Source organism: Escherichia sp. WS568, from assembly GCF_046486085.1.
In the GTDB taxonomy this organism is placed as follows: domain Bacteria; phylum Pseudomonadota; class Gammaproteobacteria; order Enterobacterales; family Enterobacteriaceae; genus Escherichia; species Escherichia coli.
In genome coordinates this window covers 90,273-106,905 of record NZ_JBJQMC010000011.1, presented here as the reverse complement: position 1 = coordinate 106,905, position 16,633 = coordinate 90,273, and the positions used below count along the sequence as shown (strand labels likewise).

Genomic DNA, 16,633 nt, shown 5'->3' with positions numbered 1-16,633 from the left:
GCGTTTACGCTTTGGTGGCAATCAGGATGGCTGATGCTTTGATCAATGCAATAACGCGCGAGCCAGTGGTGAGTTTCATTTCATCCTGACTTTCATTTGTTACCACTGCCACAATTTCAAAACCCGCATCCGTTTTGATATGGACAGTGGCGTTCACTGCGCCTTCGGTGATTGTCGACACGCTGCCAGCAAACTGGTTGCGAGCAGAGAATTTCAGTCCACAGTCTTCCGTTGCCAGTGTTACCCACGGGGCTTTAATCAGGGCAATCGCTTCTTTCCCTTTTGCCAGACCAAGAGCCTGCTGGCTGCTGTGTGTAACAATTGCCACCAGCTTTGCACCACCTGCCAGCGTCAGTTCTACTTCATCATTCACAGCGCCCATTGCTACTGCGCTAACTGTTCCGGTTAATTGATTTCTTGCTGAAACTGCCATACTGCCTCCTTTCATTGAATGTTGATCGAGTATAACCACATCTGTTAAATCAATGCCGATTTATCAATTCCCAGTCGCTTCATCCGTGACAGCAGAGTCGTGCGTTTCAGCCCCAGACGTTGCGCAGCGCCTTTAGGCCCGGCAACCACGCCGTTTGTTTCTTTCAGCACGCGAACAATCAACTGATATTCATCTTCGCCCTCCTGGGCGACAACCGTTGCGGCAGGCGGCGTTTCAGGTTCTGGTAAAGCAATATCTGGCAATGACAGCTGCAGCACGTTGCCGCGTGTTAGCAATACCGCGCGCTCGATGACGTTTTCCAGCTCACGCACGTTGCCCGGCCATTCCATGTTGCTCAGGATGCGCAGCGTCTCGGCAGGAATGCTGTCGATATTGCGCCCCAGACGACGGGCAATTTTGAAGGTAAAGGCTTTCGCCAGCAGCGGAATATCTTCCGGACGCTCGCGTAGTGGCGGCAGGTGGATCGGGAATACGTTCAGGCGGTAATAGAGATCACTACGGAACTCTCGGTCGGCGACCATTTTTTTCAGATCGCGGTTAGTCGCGGCAATTAAACGTACGTCCGTCTGAATGATTTTGTTGCTGCCGAGGCGTTCAAACTCCTGTTCCTGTAATACACGCAGCAACTTCGGCTGTAACTCCAGCGGCATATCGCCCACTTCGTCGAGGAACAGGGAGCTTTTATCCGCCAGTTCAAAACGACCAATGCGCTGGGCGCTGGCACCGGTAAAAGCCCCACGCTCATGACCAAACAGATCGCTCTCCAGCAATCCGGCAGGCATCGCCGCGCAGTTCATTTTTACCATGCGGCGATTATTACGCCCACTGAGATTATGGATAGCACGGGCAATCAGCTCTTTACCCGTGCCAGTTTCACCGAGGATCAGCACGGTACTGTCACTTTGCGCCACCATTTCAACTTGTTTAAGCACGCTGTACATGGCTTCGCTGCGGCCAATAATCTCGCCAAATTCACTATCAACATTGTTGAGCTGCTCGGTCAGGGCGAGGTTTTCATCAACCAGCCGTTCTTTCAGACGATGGATTTCCTGATAGGCGAGGGCGTTATCGACAGCGATTGCCACACGTTCGGCAATCTGGCGCAGTAAATTCAGATTGGTAGTGGTAAACACTTTCTCTTCGCATTGCGCCAGTTTCAGCACGCCCAGCATGGTGTCGCCAGACATCAGCGGTAACAGGCACAAGGTTTGAATCTGGTTGCCCCAGGTGTCGAACAACATGCGTTCATAGGGGGCTAAATCGTCCCGCTCGTGGAGATTAATCAACAGCATCTCTTTACTTTTGAAGACGCGTTCGGTGAGGGTTCCGGCTTCATCGACTTCGCTCTGTTCGTGGGCGGGATGCTGTTTATCAAGATAGTGAGTGGAGTAGATGTTGAGTTTGTTTTTACGGTGGCTGCGTAAGACGATGCTGATATCGTCAATGTCGAAGTAGTAATGGATTTCTTTGGCGACTTCGCTGACCAGTTCGTCCATATCCAGGCGGGAAAGCACCGCGTTGGTAATGGCAACCAGGATGCGGAAGTTATCGCGCTCCCGGCATAACAACTCATAGTCGACATTGTTAACGACGCGGCTCTGGATTTGTTCGGTGACGACCGAAACGATCTGCGTAAATGTTTGCAGACGATTGAACTCTTTTTCGCTCCAGGGGCGATCGTCATAACGAATAAATTCACAGCCACCAAAAATATGCCCTTCCGCCGCCAGTGGCATCAGGCAATAGTGACCAAATTTGGGGTATAGTCCACCTGCGGCCAGCTGCGGCCAGGTTTCACAAAATTCTTCGTAACTGCAATGCAGCGTATCAGGGCGCGACAAAATGCTGCGTACCGGACCGTGTGCCAGAACAGTTTCGTCTTCATATTTAATGGGGGTGTCTTTTTCACGCGACGCGTAATAAGACGCACGTTGAGTCTGCGCTTGCCACAACACAATAGCCGCGTTGTCGGCGAGCGCAGAACGCTTTACCAGTTGCGAAAGAGCCTCACACAGCGAGGCCAGATCGGGCTGCTGCAATAGTGTCCGAGTGATGTCGAACAACCCTTGTTGTCCGAGATCACTCATCGGTGTATATGACATTTTGTTCTTCCAGGAAAGCACCGCAAAGCGGTGCAAAAGGTCATTGACTAACTATAGGAGATTTAGAATTTTATTAGCATATACGCGGAAGCGGTTCGGCGTGTGGTAAATCGAGGGTTCGTTTCACGCCATACAGACCGGCAAGACGAACACCTTTACGTTCCACCACTTCACCAATCAGCGCCGCGTCTTTCCCCAGTGGATGGGAATGTAACGCTGCCAGCACTTGCTCTGCCGCGTTGCGTTCAACGGCGATCACCAGTTTGCCTTCGTTGGCAAAGTTAAGGGCGTCCAGTCCCAGCAGCTCGCAAACGCCACGCACAGCAGGTTTAACCGGCAGTGCCGCTTCTGAAAGTTCAATACCACAACCGCAGGCTGCCGCGAACTCATGTACCACCGCGTTTACACCACCACGGGTGGCATCACGCAGCGCTTTCACGCCGGGAATGTCACGCAGCGTCTGAATAAGCGGCGTTAGTACCGCACAGTCGCTGACCAGTTCGCCATCCAGCCCCAGCTGCTCACGCAGGTTAAGGATAGTCGCCCCGTGGTCGCCGAGAGTTCCACTCACCAGCAGAACATCGCCTGCGGTTAGCGTTTGTGCGCCCCAGTGAATATTCGCCGGAATTGCGCCCATGCCAGCGGTGTTGATAAACAGTTTATCTGCCGCGCCGCGCTGCACCACTTTAGTGTCGCCAGTAACGATGGCAATGCCTGCCGCGCGGGCGGTTTCTGCCATGCTGGTCACTACGGCTTTCAGTGTCTCCATCGGCAATCCTTCTTCGAGGATAAAGCCACAGGAGAGATAGCGCGGAATAGCGCCACTGACCGCAACGTCATTCGCGGTGCCGCAAATCGCCAGCTTGCCGATATTACCGCCAGGGAAGAACAGCGGGTCAATAACGTAACTGTCGGTGGAGAACGCCAGACGGTCGCCTTCCGCTACCAGCTGCGCCAGATCAAGACGTGCCTGATCTTCCTGCTCTGCCAGCCACGGGTTGGCAAAGGCTTCCATAAACAGGCTGTTGATTAATTGCTGCATCGCCTGGCCGCCGCTACCGTGGGCGAGTTGGATATTATTCACGCTTCACTCTCCTGCTGACGATACTGATACCACGCGGCGCACGCTCCTTCGGAGGAAACCATCAGCGCACCAAACGCGGTTTGAGGATTACAGGTGTTACCAAACAGCGGGCATTGATGCGGCTTACATTTGCCCGTTAATACTTCGCCACAACGTGCGCGCGGGTCATCGCAGACCTGCTGCGGTGCCGGGCGGAAATGCGCTTCGGCATCGAATCGTTGATAATCCGGCGTCAGGTGTACACCAGAAGATTCAATCACGCCTAAGCCGCGCCATTCGCTGTCGCCGTTGACACAGAACACATCGGCAATCGCCTGTTGCGCCAGCAGGTTACCGGCATCCGGCACCACCCGACGATACTGATTCTCTACCTTGCTGTGGGCCGCTATTTTCTGCTCCACCAGCATGACCACGCCTTGCAGTAGATCAAGCGGTTCGAAACCAGCCACCACCAGCGGACGATGAAAATCGCTGGCGATAAAATTATAGGCATCAGTGCCGATCACCATACTGACGTGGCCGGGCGCGAGGAACGCGTCGATACCGTTATCCGGCTGTTCCAGCAAACTGCGCAGTGTTGGGATGAGCGTAATGTGCTGGCAGAAGAAGTAAAAATTCTGCACATCGCGGGCTTTTGCCTGTTGCAGAGTGATGGCGGTGGTCGGCATGGTGGTTTCAAAACCCAAGCCGAAGAACACCACTTTGCGGGTTGGATTCTCCTGCGCCAGTTTCAACGCATCCATCGGCGAGTAAACGATGCGCACATCGGCACCGCGTGCCTTTGCCTGTAACAGCGAACCCTGTTTCCCTGGTACGCGCATGGCGTCGCCAAAGGTACAGAAGATGACTTCCGGATGGCTGGCAATCTCCACGCAGGTGTCGATTCTACCCATCGGCAGTACACACACCGGGCAACCGGGACCGTGGATAAACTCAACGTTTTCCGGCAGCAACTGGTCGAGGCCGAATTTAAAAATGGCGTGGGTATGACCGCCACACACTTCCATAATCCGCAGAGGGCGTTCGGCGGTGTAAGAGAGATGTGAAGCACGTTCGCGCAGATGCTCAATTAACTGCATCACCTGTTCCGGCGCGCGATATTCATCAACAAAACGCATTATTTTTCCTCGCCATACAACAGCGCACCGACATCCGGCTCAACGTCAAACATGTTTTGTAAGGCGTCGAGAGTGTCGCGCGCTTCGGCTTCATTAATTACGCTCATGGCAAAGCCAACGTGAACCAGTACCCACTGGCCTACGCGTGGCTGACCGTTTTCATCGCAGCTGCCGACTAACGTTAAATCGACATCGCGCTGAATGCCGCAGACGTCGACTTTCGCCTGGTTGCCGTCAATGGTGCGGATCTGGCCGGGAACGCCTATGCACATCGCTGTGTCTCCAGCCAGTTCAGCCACTGGTCCATCCCTTCGCCGCTGGTGGCGGAAATAAGGATGATTTCAATTTCTGGATTGACTTCGCGGGCGCAGGCGATGCACTTCTCAACGTCAAAGTTGAGATACGGCAGCAGGTCAACTTTGTTGAGCAGCATCAGTGAGGCGGCGGCAAACATATGTGGATATTTCAGCGGTTTGTCTTCACCTTCGGTAACGGAAAGCACCGCCACTTTGTGTTTTTCACCGAGATCGAAGCTCGCCGGACATACGAGGTTGCCAACGTTTTCGATAAACAGAATACCGTTATCGTCCAGTGGCAGGCGCGGCGCGGCGTCGGCGATCATCTGTGCGTCAAGATGGCAACCTTTACCGGTATTCACCTGAATCGCTGGTGTGCCGGTAGCACGAATGCGTGCGGCATCGTTCACGGTTTGCTGATCGCCTTCAATAACCGCGCACGGAACGCTGTCTTTCAGGCGCATTAAGGTTTCCGTCAGCAGGGTGGTTTTACCGGAACCAGGGCTGGAAACCAGGTTGAGCACCAGTTGCTTGCGGGCAGCAAAGCGCGCGCGGTTGCGTTCAGCCAGACGGTTGTTTTTGTCCAGCACGTCAATTTCGACTTCCAGCATCCGACGCTGGCTCATGCCCGGCGCGTGAGTGCCCGCTTCGCCATGACCGTAATGCAGGTCGCCTTCTTCAGTCTGGCTGGGGGTAAATTCAGGCGCTTTAATGCCGGTGATTTTCATCTTCGGGCGTGCCGCCGGGGCAAATGGCGCGCTACGAAACGCGGAATGAGGGTTATGTTCATCACCCTCAATATAGAGGTTGCCTTCACCGCAACCGCATGTTGTACACATCGCTCACTCCTGGTCTATTTCTATCCGCCGAATCTGTAAACCGTCGTCTGCCACAATCTGTAGCATGTCACCATGACACTGTGGACAGCGGCGGACGCGCTGGGTCAGTAGCGTCACATACTGTTGGCATGTTTCACACCAGCATTCGGCCTCTTGTTCTTCGAGGTGCAGTTTACAACCTTCCGCCATGCTGCCGCGGCAAACCAGATCAAAACAAAAGGCAAGAGAGCTGGTTTCGACACAAGAAAATGCGCCAATTTTGAGCCAGACCCCAGTTACGCGTTTTGCGCCGTGTTTTGCGGCCTGCTGTTCGATCAATTCCAGTGCCCGTTGGCAGAGGGTTATTTCGTGCATATCGCCTCCCATTAACTATTGCCAGCTACAAGCAATAATTGTGCCAGTGTTGATTATCCCTGCGGTGAATAATGTCGATGATGTCGAAATGACACGTCGACACGGCGACGAAATTCATCTTTAGCTTAAAAATCTCTTTAATAACAATAAATTAAAAGTTGGCACAGAAAATGCTTAAAGCTGGCATCTCTGTTAAACGGGTAACCTGACAATGACTATTTGGGAAATAAGCGAGAAAGCCGATTACATCGCACAGCGGCATCGTCGCCTACAGGACCAGTGGCACATCTACTGTAATTCGCTGGTTCAGGGGATCACGTTATCGAAAGCGCGCCTGCATCACGCCATGAGCTGCGCGCCGGACAAAGAACTCTGTTTCGTCCTTTTTGAACATTTTCGTATTTATGTCACCCTGGCGGATGGCTTTAACAGCCACACCATCGAGTATTACGTCGAAACAAAAGAGGGTGAAGACAAACAGTGGATTGCGCAGGCGCAACTGAGCATTGACGGCATGATTGATGGCAAGGTCAACATCCGCGATCGCGAACAGGTTCTGGAACACTATCTCGAAAAAATCGCTGGCGTTTACGACAGCTTATATACCGCCATTGAAAACAATGTGCCGGTGAATTTAAGCCAACTGGTAAAGGGACAAAGCCCGGCAGCATGAGCTGAGGCTTTGCCCGTTTTGCAGGCGTTACGCCTGTTTGGGGATGGGCGTGTCGATGAGTGTCGAAAATGACATTTCATCGGCATGTTTTCGTCAAAAATGACAATCACCTGAGGAATGCCTGGTGAATCGTTTTGTAATTGCTGACTCCACGCTCTGTATCGGCTGCCACACTTGTGAGGCTGCCTGTTCAGAGACGCATCGCCAGCACGGCCTGCAATCAATGCCGCGCCTGCGAGTGATGCTCAATGAAAAAGAATCTGCGCCGCAGCTCTGTCACCACTGTGAAGATGCGCCCTGTGCGGTGGTTTGCCCGGTTAACGCCATCACCCGCGTTGATGGGGCCGTGCAGTTGAATGAAAGTCTGTGCGTAAGCTGCAAACTGTGCGGCATCGCCTGCCCGTTTGGCGCAATTGAATTTTCCGGCAGCCGTCCGCTGGATATTCCGGCAAACGCCAATACCCCGAAAGCGCCACCGGCACCGCCTGCTCCGGCGCGTGTCAGCACATTGCTTGACTGGGTGCCAGGTATTCGCGCGATCGCCGTCAAATGTGACCTTTGTAGTTTTGATGAACAAGGTCCGGCCTGCGTGCGGATGTGCCCGACTAAAGCCCTGCATCTGGTGGATAACACCGATATCGCCCGCGTCAGCAAACGTAAGCGTGAGCTGACTTTTAACACGGACTTTGGCGATCTCACCTTGTTTCAGCAGGCTCAAAGTGGAGAGGCTAAATGAGCGCAATTTCCCTGATCAATAGCGGCGTGGCGTGGTTTGTCGCCGCCGCTGTTCTGGCATTTCTCTTTTCTTTTCAAAAGGCGCTAAGCGGCTGGATAGCCGGAATTGGCGGCGCGGTTGGTAGCCTGTATACGGCAGCCGCGGGCTTTACTGTGCTGACTGGCGCGGTTGGCGTGAGCGGTGCGCTGTCGCTGGTAAGCTACGATGTGCAAATCTCTCCGCTTAACGCGATTTGGCTGATTACGCTCGGTCTGTGCGGTCTGTTTGTCAGCCTCTACAACATTGACTGGCATCGCCACGCGCAGGTGAAGTGCAACGGCTTGCAGATCAATATGTTGATGGCTGCCGCCGTCTGCGCCGTCATTGCCAGCAACCTCGGCATGTTCGTGGTAATGGCCGAAGTCATGGCCTTGTGTGCGGTGTTCCTCACCAGCAACAGCAAAGAGGGCAAACTGTGGTTTGCGCTGGGGCGTCTTGGCACTCTGCTGCTGGCGATTGCTTGCTGGCTGCTGTGGCAGCGTTACGGCACGCTGGATCTGCGCCTGCTGGATATGCGTATGCAACAGTTGCCGCTCGGTTCCGATATCTGGCTGCTCGGTGTGATTGGCTTTGGCCTGCTGGCCGGGATTATTCCGCTGCACGGCTGGGTGCCGCAGGCACATGCTAACGCCTCTGCGCCAGCTGCCGCGTTGTTTTCCACGGTAGTCATGAAAATTGGCCTGCTGGGCATTTTAACCCTGTCACTGCTGGGCGGTAATGCACCGCTGTGGTGGGGGATCGCACTGCTGGTACTCGGCATGATCACCGCATTCGTCGGCGGTCTGTATGCGTTGATGGAACATAATATCCAACGTCTGCTGGCTTACCACACCCTGGAGAATATCGGCATTATCCTGCTGGGGCTGGGCGCTGGCGTAACGGGTATCGCGCTCGAACAACCGGCGCTGATTGCCCTTGGTCTGGTCGGTGGTCTGTACCATCTGCTTAACCATAGCCTGTTCAAAAGCGTGCTTTTCCTCGGGGCGGGGAGCGTCTGGTTCCGTACCGGTCATCGCGATATCGAAAAACTCGGTGGTATTGGCAAGAAAATGCCGGTTATCTCCATCGCCATGTTAGTCGGGCTGATGGCAATGGCTGCGCTGCCGCCACTGAACGGGTTTGCCGGGGAATGGGTTATCTATCAATCCTTCTTCAAACTGAGCAATAGTGGCGCGTTTGTTGCCCGTCTTCTCGGGCCGCTGCTTGCCGTGGGGCTGGCAATTACCGGTGCGCTGGCGGTGATGTGTATGGCGAAAGTTTATGGCGTTACTTTCCTCGGCGCGCCGCGTACCAAAGAGGCCGAAAACGCCACCTGTGCGCCGCTCCTGATGAGCGTAAGCGTAGTGGCACTGGCGATTTGCTGCGTAATTGGCGGTGTTGCTGCGCCGTGGCTACTGCCGATGCTCTCTGCTGCTGTACCTCTGCCGCTGGAGCCTGCTAACACCACCGTTTCTCAACCCATGATCACGTTGCTGCTGATTGCCTGCCCGCTGCTGCCATTCATCATTATGGCGATTTGCAAAGGCGATCGTTTGCCGTCGCGTTCCCGCGGCGCGGCCTGGGTGTGCGGCTACGATCATGAAAAATCAATGGTGATTACCGCTCACGGTTTTGCCATGCCGGTGAAACAGGCGTTTGCGCCGGTGCTGAAACTACGCAAATGGCTGAATCCGGTGTCGCTGGTGCCGGGCTGGCAGTGCGAGGGGAGTGCGTTGCTGTTCCGCCGGATGGCGCTGGTTGAACTGGCGGTGCTGGTGGTGATTATTGTTTCACGAGGAGCCTGAGAATGAGTGTTTTATATCCGTTAATTCAGGCGCTGGTGTTATTTGCCGTTGCGCCGCTGCTCTCCGGTATAACCCGCGTGGCGCGCGCCCGCTTGCATAACCGTCGCGGGCCGGGCGTGTTGCAGGAGTATCGCGACATTATCAAACTGCTGGGTCGCCAGAGCGTTGGCCCGGATGCCTCCGGCTGGGTGTTCCGCCTGACGCCGTATGTGATGGTGGGCGTCATGCTGACTATCGCCACTGCGCTGCCGGTGGTGACCGTCGGTTCTCCGCTGCCGCAACTGGGCGATTTGATCACCTTACTGTATCTCTTCGCCATCGCGCGTTTCTTCTTTGCCATTTCTGGTCTGGATACCGGTAGCCCGTTTACCGCTATCGGCGCGAGCCGTGAAGCGATGCTTGGCGTGTTGGTTGAACCGATGCTGCTGCTTGGTCTGTGGGTCGCCGCACAGGTTGCCGGTTCCACCAACATCAGCAACATCACCGACACCGTTTATCACTGGCCACTGAGCCAGAGCATCCCGCTGGTGCTGGCGCTTTGTGCCTGTGCGTTCGCCACTTTTATCGAAATGGGCAAACTGCCGTTCGACCTGGCGGAAGCCGAGCAGGAGTTGCAGGAAGGTCCGCTCTCTGAGTACAGCGGCAGCGGTTTTGGCGTCATGAAATGGGGCATCAGCCTGAAACAGCTGGTGGTGTTGCAGATGTTCGTCGGGGTGTTTATTCCGTGGGGACAAATGGAAACCTTCACCGTCGGTGGGCTGCTGCTGGCACTGGTGATTGCCATCGTCAAACTGGTGGTCGGCGTACTGGTTATCGCGCTGTTCGAAAACAGCATGGCCCGTCTGCGTCTTGATATTACTCCGCGCATTACCTGGGCTGGGTTTGGCTTTGCATTTTTAGCGTTCGTCTCCTTGCTGGCGGCGTGATTAAAGAGAGTTTGAGCATGTCTGAAGAAAAATTAGGTCAACATTATCTCGCCGCGCTGAATGAGGCATTTCCGGGCGTCGTGCTGGACCACGCCTGGCAGACCAAAGATCAGCTAACCGTCACCGTGAAGGTGAACTACCTGCCGGAAGTGGTGGAGTTTCTCTACTACAAACAAGGGGGCTGGCTGTCGGTGCTGTTTGGTAACGACGAACGCAAACTGAATGGTCATTACGCCGTTTACTACGTGCTGTCGATGGAGAAGGGCACCAAATGCTGGATAACCGTGCGCGTCGAAGTTGACGCCAACAAACCGGAATATCCGTCCGTGACACCGCGCGTTCCGGCGGCGGTGTGGGGCGAGCGCGAAGTGCGCGATATGTACGGTTTGATTCCGGTAGGGCTTCCGGATGAACGTCGTCTGGTGCTGCCGGATGACTGGCCGGATGAACTTTATCCGCTGCGTAAAGACAGCATGGATTATCGTCAGCGTCCGGCACCGACTACCGATGCTGAAACCTACGAGTTCATCAACGAACTGGGCGACAAGAAAAACAATGTCGTGCCGATTGGTCCGCTGCACGTCACTTCTGACGAACCGGGTCACTTCCGTCTGTTCGTCGATGGCGAAAACATTATCGACGCCGACTACCGCCTGTTCTATGTCCATCGCGGCATGGAAAAACTGGCGGAAACCCGCATGGGTTACAACGAAGTGACCTTCCTCTCTGACCGTGTGTGCGGGATCTGCGGCTTTGCTCACAGCACCGCCTACACCACGTCGGTGGAAAACGCGATGGGTATTCAGGTGCCAGAACGTGCGCAGATGATCCGCGCCATTCTGCTGGAGGTGGAACGCCTGCACTCGCATCTGCTCAACCTCGGCCTGGCCTGTCACTTTACCGGCTTCGACTCCGGCTTTATGCAGTTCTTCCGCGTGCGTGAAACCTCCATGAAAATGGCAGAGATCCTTACCGGTGCACGTAAAACCTACGGCCTGAACCTGATCGGCGGGATTCGTCGCGATCTGCTGAAAGACGACATGATCCAGACCCGCCAGCTGGCACAACAGATGCGTCGTGAAGTGCAGGAGCTGGTGGATGTGCTGCTGAGCACACCGAACATGGAACAACGCACCGTCGGCATTGGTCGTCTGGACCCGGAAATCGCTCGCGACTTCAGTAACGTTGGCCCGATGGTCCGTGCCAGCGGTCATGCCCGTGATACCCGTGCCGATCACCCGTTTGTTGGTTATGGCCTGCTGCCAATGGAAGTCCACAGCGAGCAGGGCTGCGACGTTATTTCCCGTCTGAAAGTGCGTATCAACGAAGTCTATACCGCGCTGAATATGATCGATTACGGTCTGGATAACCTGCCGGGCGGCCCGCTGATGGTGGAAGGCTTTACCTACATTCCGCACCGTTTCGCGCTGGGCTTTGCCGAAGCGCCGCGCGGCGACGATATCCACTGGAGCATGACCGGCGACAACCAGAAGCTGTACCGCTGGCGCTGCCGTGCGGCGACCTACGCAAACTGGCCGACCCTGCGCTACATGCTGCGCGGCAACACCGTTTCCGATGCGCCGTTGATTATCGGTAGCCTGGACCCTTGCTACTCCTGTACCGACCGCATGACCGTGGTCGATGTACGTAAGAAGAAGAGCAAAGTGGTGCCGTACAAAGAACTCGAGCGCTACAGCATTGAGCGTAAAAACTCGCCGCTGAAATAAGGAATCGCCATGTTTACCTTTATCAAAAAAGTCATCAAAACCGGCACGGCGACCTCGTCTTATCCGCTGGAGCCGATTGCGGTTGATAAAAACTTCCGTGGTAAGCCAGAGCAGAACCCGCAGCAGTGCATCGGCTGCTCGGCCTGCGTCAATGCCTGCCCGTCAAACGCCTTAACGGTTGAAACTGACCTCGCCACAGGAGAGCTTGCCTGGGAGTTTAATCTCGGGCGCTGCATCTTCTGTGGACGCTGCGAAGAAGTTTGCCCGACGGCGGCGATCAAACTGTCGCAAGAGTACGAACTGGCGGTGTGGAAGAAAGAAGACTTCCTGCAACAGTCCCGCTTCGCGCTGTGCAACTGTCGCGTCTGCAATCGTCCTTTCGCCGTCCAGAAAGAGATCGACTACGCCATTGCGCTGCTTAAGCACAACGGCGACAGCCGCGCGGAAAACCACCGCGAAAGCTTTGAGACTTGCCCGGAATGTAAGCGCCAGAAATGCCTGGTGCCGTCCGACCGTATTGAACTGACTCGCCATATGAAAGAGGCCATCTGATGAGCAATTTATTAGGCCCCCGTGACGCTAACGGCATTCCGGTCCCGATGACGGTGGATGAATCCATCGCCAGCATGAAGGCGTCGTTACTGAAAAAAATCAAACGTTCTGCCTACGTTTACCGCGTGGACTGCGGCGGCTGCAACGGCTGTGAAATCGAAATTTTCGCCACGCTTTCGCCGCTGTTCGATGCAGAACGCTTCGGCATTAAAGTCGTCCCGTCACCGCGTCATGCGGATATTTTACTGTTTACCGGCGCGGTCACCCGTGCAATGCGATCCCCTGCGCTGCGTGCGTGGCAGTCCGCGCCGGACCCGAAAATCTGTATCTCCTACGGTGCCTGCGGTAACAGCGGCGGGATCTTCCACGATCTCTACTGCGTGTGGGGCGGTACGGATAAAATCGTCCCGGTAGATGTCTACATCCCTGGCTGCCCGCCAACGCCAGCCGCTACGCTATACGGCTTTGCAATGGCGCTCGGCCTGCTGGAGCAGAAAATTCACGCCCGTGGCCCGGGTGAGCAGGATGAACAACCGGCGGAAATCCTTCATGGCGATATGGTGCAGCCGCTGCGTGTGAAAGTGGATCGCGAAGCACGCCGCCTGGCGGGTTATCGTTACGGTCGCCAGATTGCCGATGATTTCCTGACGCAATTAGGGCAGGGCGAAGAACAGGTTGCACGCTGGCTGGAAGCGGAAAACGATCCGCGTCTGAACGAGATTGTCAGCCATCTGAATCATGTTGTTGAAGAGGCGCGTATCCGATGAGTGAAAAGGTGGTGTTCAGTCAACTGAGCCGTAAATTTATTGATGAGAACGATGCCACGCCCGCCGAGGCGCAGCAGGTGGTCTATTACAGCCTGGCGATTGGTCACCACCTTGGGGTTATCGATTGCCTGGAAGCGGCGCTCACCTGCCCGTGGGATGACTATCTGGCATGGATTGCCACTCTGGAGGCGGGCAGCGAAGCCCGCCGTAAAATGGAAGGCGTGCCGAAGTACGGTGAGATCGTCATCGACATTAACCATGTGCCGATGCTGGCTAACGCATTCGATAAAGCCCGGGCAGCGCAAACTTCGCAGCAGAAAGAATGGAGTACCATGCTGTTAAGTATGCTGCATGATATTTATCAGGAAAATGCCATCTATTTGATGGTGAGGAGATTGCGTGACTGACGTTTTACTCTGTGTTGGCAATAGCATGATGGGCGATGATGGCGCAGGCCCGCTGCTGGCGGAAAAGTGCGCCGCCGCGCCGAAAGGTAACTGGGTGGTGATTGACGGCGGTAGCGCACCGGAAAACGATATCGTCGCCATCCGTGAACTGCGCCCGACACGACTGCTGATTGTCGACGCCACGGATATGGGGCTAAACCCCGGCGAGATCCGCATCATCGACCCGGATGACATCGCCGAGATGTTTATGATGACTACCCATAACATGCCGCTGAACTACCTTATCGACCAGTTGAAAGAAGACATTGGCGAAGTGATTTTCCTCGGCATCCAGCCGGATATCGTCGGCTTTTACTACCCGATGACCCAGCCGATTAAAGATGCGGTGGAAACCGTTTATCAACGTCTGGAAGGCTGGGAAGGGAATGGCGGCTTCGCGCAGTTAGCGGTGGAAGAAGAGTAGTTTTTCAGTAAGGAATTCAGGGAATTGAACATCAGAACAGGGATGTGCGCTTTTTTATTGAGCTTAGTGCTGCCTGCACAGGCCACCAGCTTTACCGAATATCTGCCGATGAGTGACAGCGAATACGCGCAAAAGCGGGCGCTTAAACCTCTCCTGACCATGCCTTATGATGCCGAGCAAAACTGGCATTTTAGAAAAGTGGGCGTTGCTGGCGTGACGCTTGAGAAGATGCCAAATGAAGAGGATTACTGGCAATTAACTGCTAAAGACCGCACCGGTAAATCCTGGAAGGTGCCTGTGGGTTTGCTGGCAAATATGGCGGGCAAAGGGCAGTTCTATCGTGCCGATCTGGATCGTAACGGCATTCAGGATCTGGTTATCTGGTTACCAAGTGCTGGTAATGGTCTGGCTCCTTATGCACATTTAATCCTTATGACGTTCACGCGCGATGGTCGTCCCTGTGTCTTTGAACCTTGGGGATTCTACACCGCAAGCAAAACTGGCGTAGATGATTTGCTGGATTTGCAAGGCAATGGCCACACGCAATTGCTGGATATGCAGTTTGATTCCGGTTACTGGATAACCAGTCTGTATCAGGTAAAAGACGCCAAATGGCAGCGTGTTCACGGCTGGTTTGGCAAGTTAAGCTATCCCGCGCTCACGCGTTTTACTTATACCCCCAACCGTAAACTCGTCCTCAAACCCATCGCCGGGCGCGACCCGCAAACGGAAGATCTGGCACTGACGCAGCGTTGCTTGATAAAGGGGGATGTTCTTGATGGGGTGAACCAGCTCTGATGCCAAACGCCAGATTGCCCGATGCGCAACGCTTATCGGGCCTTGTAGGCCGGATAAGGCGTTCACGCCGCATCCGGCAATGTTACTTACTCTAAATCCTCACCATTACTGGCAATCACTTTTTTATACCACCAGAACGATTTCTTACGCGTGCGCGCCAGCGTGCCGTTGCCTGCATCGTCACGGTCTACATAGACAAAACCGTAGCGTTTGCTCATTTCACCCGTTGAGGCGGAAACCAAATCAATACAGCCCCAGGTGGTGTAGCCCATCAGCGGAATGCCATCTGCAATCGCTTCGCCCATTGCGCGGATATGTTCGCGTAAATAGCTGATGCGATAGTCATCGTTAATCTCACCGTTGGCAGCAAATTCATCTTTTGCGCCGAGGCCGTTTTCCACCAGAAACAGCGGCTTCTGATAGCGGTCGTACATCATGTTCATGGTGATACGCAGACCGAGTGGATCAATACCCCAGCCCCAGTCGCTTACCTGTAGATACGGGTTACGCAGCGATTTCACTACATTCGCCGCACTGCTGTTGTTGGCGTTCATCTCCGCCGAGGCGCAGCGCGAGGCGTAATAGCTGAATGAGACAAAATCGACGGTGTTTTTCAGGATTTCATCATCGCCCGGTGCTTTGTTGATGGTTACCCCTTTTTCGCGGAATACGCGGGCAGAGTAAGCCGGATACGCGCCCCGCGCCTGCACATCGATAAAAAACAGGTTTTCCCGGTCTTTCTCCAACGCCGCCCAGACATCCTCCGGCTTGCAACTGTAAGGGTAGAAGTTGCCGCCCGCCAGCATACAGCCCACCTGATTTTGCGGGTTAACCTCATGGGCGATTTTGGTAGCTAGCGCACTGGCAACCAGCTGGTGATGCGCGGCCTGATATTTCACCTGATCCTGATTTTCCCCTTCTTCAAACACCAGACCCGCGCCGGAGAACGGGCTATGCAACATAATGTTGATTTCATTGAAGGTAAGCCAGTATTTCACCAGACCATCAAATGCTTCAAAGCAGGTCCGGGCGTAGCGGCTGAAAAACTCCACCAGCTTGCGGTTACGCCAGGAGCCATATTCGGTGACCAGATGCATCGGCACATCGAAGTGGCACAACGTGACCAGCGGTTCGATACCGTACTTTTTACACTCTTCAAATACCGCGCGATAAAAAGCAATGCCCTGCTGGTTGGGCGTCAGTTCATCGCCCTGCGGGAAGAGGCGGCTCCAGGCAATTGAGGTACGGAACACTTTGAATCCCATCTCTGCCATCAGGGCGATATCTTCTTTATAACGATGATAAAAATCCGTCGCCTCATGGCTGGGATAAAACTCGTCATCGCGCAACTGAAAACGTTTTTCCAGCCCCAGTTTCACCGCCATTCGATGCTCGCCGTGTGGGATCATATCGACGGTGGTCAGCCCTTTGCCACCTTCACGGAACGCACCTTCAGACTGGTTGGCGGCAAGCGCGCCGCCCCATAAAAAACCTTCTGGAAATACTGACATTTT

Annotated in this window: 18 protein-coding genes; 10 read left to right on the top strand and 8 right to left on the bottom strand. The window is 54.6% G+C overall.

The features are described 5' to 3' along the window. Window positions 1-4: 4 nt before the first annotated feature. The 7 genes from ACJHWR_RS14190 to hypA form a co-directional block, all read right to left on the bottom strand. Window positions 5-433: a molybdopterin-binding protein gene (locus ACJHWR_RS14190; RefSeq protein ID WP_000301062.1), complete on the bottom strand. Its 429-nt coding sequence runs from the start codon at window positions 431-433 to the stop codon at window positions 5-7. Window positions 434-477: 44 nt separating this feature from the next. Continuing rightward, on the bottom strand, window positions 478-2,556 hold the full coding sequence (flhA, locus tag ACJHWR_RS14185; RefSeq protein WP_001305775.1) for a formate hydrogenlyase transcriptional activator FlhA: 2,079 nt from the start codon (window positions 2,554-2,556) through the stop codon (window positions 478-480). Between the two features lie 73 nt (window positions 2,557-2,629). After that, entirely contained in the window at window positions 2,630-3,640 is a 1,011-nt protein-coding gene (gene hypE / locus ACJHWR_RS14180; RefSeq protein ID WP_001059916.1) for a hydrogenase maturation carbamoyl dehydratase HypE, read from the bottom strand. Continuing rightward, window positions 3,637-4,758: a hydrogenase formation protein HypD gene (hypD, locus tag ACJHWR_RS14175; RefSeq protein ID WP_001212982.1), complete on the bottom strand. Its 1,122-nt coding sequence runs from the start codon at window positions 4,756-4,758 to the stop codon at window positions 3,637-3,639. Before hypD ends, hypE begins: the two co-directional genes overlap by 4 nt. Then, on the bottom strand, window positions 4,758-5,030 hold the full coding sequence (hypC, locus tag ACJHWR_RS14170; protein ID WP_000334881.1) for a hydrogenase 3 maturation protein HypC: 273 nt from the start codon (window positions 5,028-5,030) through the stop codon (window positions 4,758-4,760). The genes hypD and hypC overlap by 1 nt, the downstream gene beginning before the upstream one ends. Further along, window positions 5,021-5,893 carry a hydrogenase nickel incorporation protein HypB gene (gene hypB / locus ACJHWR_RS14165; RefSeq protein WP_000337665.1) on the bottom strand — a complete coding sequence of 291 codons (873 nt, stop codon included), beginning with the start codon at window positions 5,891-5,893 and terminating at the stop codon, window positions 5,021-5,023. Before hypB ends, hypC begins: the two co-directional genes overlap by 10 nt. A gap of 3 nt (window positions 5,894-5,896) precedes the next feature. Next, entirely contained in the window at window positions 5,897-6,247 is a 351-nt protein-coding gene (hypA, locus tag ACJHWR_RS14160) for a hydrogenase maturation nickel metallochaperone HypA (protein ID WP_024175810.1), read from the bottom strand. Between the two features lie 211 nt (window positions 6,248-6,458). Here hypA and hycA point away from each other — a divergent pair, with 211 nt between their 5' ends. From hycA to ACJHWR_RS14110, 10 genes are all read left to right on the top strand, one after another. Continuing rightward, window positions 6,459-6,920 carry a formate hydrogenlyase regulator HycA gene (gene hycA, locus ACJHWR_RS14155; RefSeq protein ID WP_000158062.1) on the top strand — a complete coding sequence of 154 codons (462 nt, stop codon included), beginning with the start codon at window positions 6,459-6,461 and terminating at the stop codon, window positions 6,918-6,920. A 124-nt stretch (window positions 6,921-7,044) separates the two neighbouring features. Next, complete coding sequence (hycB, locus tag ACJHWR_RS14150) at window positions 7,045-7,656, top strand: formate hydrogenlyase subunit HycB (protein WP_001079186.1); 612 nt, start codon at window positions 7,045-7,047, stop codon at window positions 7,654-7,656. Continuing rightward, entirely contained in the window at window positions 7,653-9,479 is a 1,827-nt protein-coding gene (gene hycC / locus ACJHWR_RS14145; RefSeq protein WP_001274405.1) for a formate hydrogenlyase subunit 3, read from the top strand. The genes hycB and hycC overlap by 4 nt, the downstream gene beginning before the upstream one ends. Before the next feature lie 2 nt (window positions 9,480-9,481). Beyond that, on the top strand, window positions 9,482-10,405 hold the full coding sequence (hycD, locus tag ACJHWR_RS14140; protein WP_000115226.1) for a formate hydrogenlyase subunit HycD: 924 nt from the start codon (window positions 9,482-9,484) through the stop codon (window positions 10,403-10,405). A 17-nt stretch (window positions 10,406-10,422) separates the two neighbouring features. Beyond that, window positions 10,423-12,132 (top strand): formate hydrogenlyase subunit HycE, encoded by a 1,710-nt coding sequence (hycE, locus tag ACJHWR_RS14135; protein WP_001288122.1) that lies wholly within the window; start codon window positions 10,423-10,425, stop codon window positions 12,130-12,132. 9 nt (window positions 12,133-12,141) lie between these two features. Beyond that, complete coding sequence (hycF, locus tag ACJHWR_RS14130; protein ID WP_000493805.1) at window positions 12,142-12,684, top strand: formate hydrogenlyase subunit HycF; 543 nt, start codon at window positions 12,142-12,144, stop codon at window positions 12,682-12,684. Further along, window positions 12,684-13,451, top strand: coding sequence for a formate hydrogenlyase subunit HycG (hycG, locus tag ACJHWR_RS14125; RefSeq protein ID WP_000067399.1), 768 nt, complete (start codon window positions 12,684-12,686; stop codon window positions 13,449-13,451). Before hycF ends, hycG begins: the two co-directional genes overlap by 1 nt. Then, window positions 13,448-13,858 carry a formate hydrogenlyase assembly protein HycH gene (hycH, locus tag ACJHWR_RS14120; RefSeq protein WP_001291914.1) on the top strand — a complete coding sequence of 137 codons (411 nt, stop codon included), beginning with the start codon at window positions 13,448-13,450 and terminating at the stop codon, window positions 13,856-13,858. Before hycG ends, hycH begins: the two co-directional genes overlap by 4 nt. Continuing rightward, the gene (gene hycI / locus ACJHWR_RS14115) at window positions 13,851-14,321 is read left to right on the top strand and encodes a hydrogenase maturation peptidase HycI (RefSeq protein WP_000132961.1); all 471 of its coding nucleotides are present in this window, start codon (window positions 13,851-13,853) and stop codon (window positions 14,319-14,321) included. The genes hycH and hycI overlap by 8 nt, the downstream gene beginning before the upstream one ends. 42 nt (window positions 14,322-14,363) lie before the next feature. Further along, window positions 14,364-15,119 carry a hypothetical protein gene (locus ACJHWR_RS14110; RefSeq protein ID WP_012311597.1) on the top strand — a complete coding sequence of 252 codons (756 nt, stop codon included), beginning with the start codon at window positions 14,364-14,366 and terminating at the stop codon, window positions 15,117-15,119. An 86-nt stretch (window positions 15,120-15,205) separates the two neighbouring features. Here ACJHWR_RS14110 and ascB read toward each other — a convergent pair whose 3' ends face one another. Continuing rightward, on the bottom strand, window positions 15,206-16,630 hold the full coding sequence (gene ascB / locus ACJHWR_RS14105) for a 6-phospho-beta-glucosidase AscB (RefSeq protein ID WP_000110324.1): 1,425 nt from the start codon (window positions 16,628-16,630) through the stop codon (window positions 15,206-15,208). Window positions 16,631-16,633 lie beyond the last annotated feature (3 nt).